General features: G+C 67.9%; 2 pseudogenes. One reads left to right on the top strand and one right to left on the bottom strand.

The features are described 5' to 3' along the window. Positions 1–208: 208 nt before the first annotated feature. Positions 209–480, bottom strand: a pseudogene (locus tag C1I97_RS36920) (hypothetical protein); the annotation flags it as partial. Positions 481–1,184: 704 nt separating this feature from the next. On the opposite strand from C1I97_RS36920, the pseudogene C1I97_RS42260 reads away from it, so the two are divergent. Further along, positions 1,185–1,315 (top strand): annotated as a pseudogene (locus tag C1I97_RS42260) (MerR family transcriptional regulator); the annotation flags it as partial.

Below are 1,315 nucleotides of genomic sequence, written 5' to 3' on the forward strand. Positions count from 1 at the left end.
GGAACGCCCATGGGCGTTCCCACTCCGCTCCGGACCGCGTCGGCACTGCTCGGCGGCGCCGGCCCCATGGACGTATGAGGACGGGCGGGAAACCGCCCTCAGGATCCCGGTGGGGGCCCTGCCGACGCGCGTCGGCAGGGCCCCCACCGCTGTGTCGTCGTCCGCTCGGAAAACCGTGGCCGGGCAACGGGGCGGAGACGGCGCCGCACCGGTCGAAGTGGCTGAGATCGCCTACGGTCCATGCGCTGACGTTCTTGATCGCGACTCGGTGCACGCCGTCCGTCTCCGGGGTCCTGAGGTTGCCCCGCAGGATGCGGGCGAGATGAAAGCGCAGATGCGGGGCGCCTCACGGCGGCCGGGCCGGTTCTCTCACGGCCCGCGGGCGAGGACGGCGAGGAAGGCGGCGAAGCGCTCGAGGTCCCGGGTGAACGGGCCGAGACGGCCCGAGTCCTTCAGGACCTCCGCCACCCGCTCTCGCCACTCGGGGTTCGACATGCCAGCAGAACCTGTTCAGCCGACTGTCCCCGAACCGCCCCGCAGGACGCGAAGCGCTTGCGTGTGCGGCGGAGGGCGACTGTCCCGACCCGTGGTGAGGGCCGATCCGCCGCCGCATCGCCGCACACGACGGCCTGCGAGAGCCATTTTCGCAGGTGGCAAATTTCTTCCTCCACCGGAGAGGTGAAATCTACTTTTGCCAGAGTAGACATTCGCTCCTGGCGTGGTTACGCTACACCTCGTAGAGACGGTCGAACGAGACCCGCCAGACACGAACTGGCGGCTGGATACACACGAAGTTCGCAGGTCAGTGCGGCTCTCGAGGCTCGAAGCCAAGGTGTTACCAGGACGGTGACGGGGCTGAGAGCCGCACTGGGCGGCTCGCACGTCGAGGAGCTGCCAACAGCAGTACCGGTTCACCCAGTGGTTGGTTCGGAGAGGAACGGAGGAGCAGGCGCCATCAGGATCGCCCGGCCCGAGAAGCACTCGGCCCGGGTACCGCAAGACCCCGGAATGGATGGTGGTCCCCGGTCACACAGCTGCGATCCCCCGCTCCCCCCCTTCCGGGCCCGGTAGCGGAAACAGAAGGTCGGCACAGCAGTAGGGCCGACAGATGGTGTTGAATTTCCTTCGGGGCCCTGGTGCCGTACGGCACCAGGGCCCCTCGACGCGTTGCACAGCGAGGTGACATGACAGCGGACAACCCTCTTAGTGATCGTCTGGACGACGACGACTACCCCGCCTACACGATGGGCCGGGCAGCCGAGATGCTCGGCACCACCCCGGGCTTCCTCCGAGCCATCGGTGAGGCTCGTCTGAT

Origin of the sequence: Streptomyces sp. NTH33, from assembly GCF_003236365.1 — a bacterium.
Classification (GTDB): Bacteria; Actinomycetota; Actinomycetes; order Streptomycetales; family Streptomycetaceae; genus Streptomyces.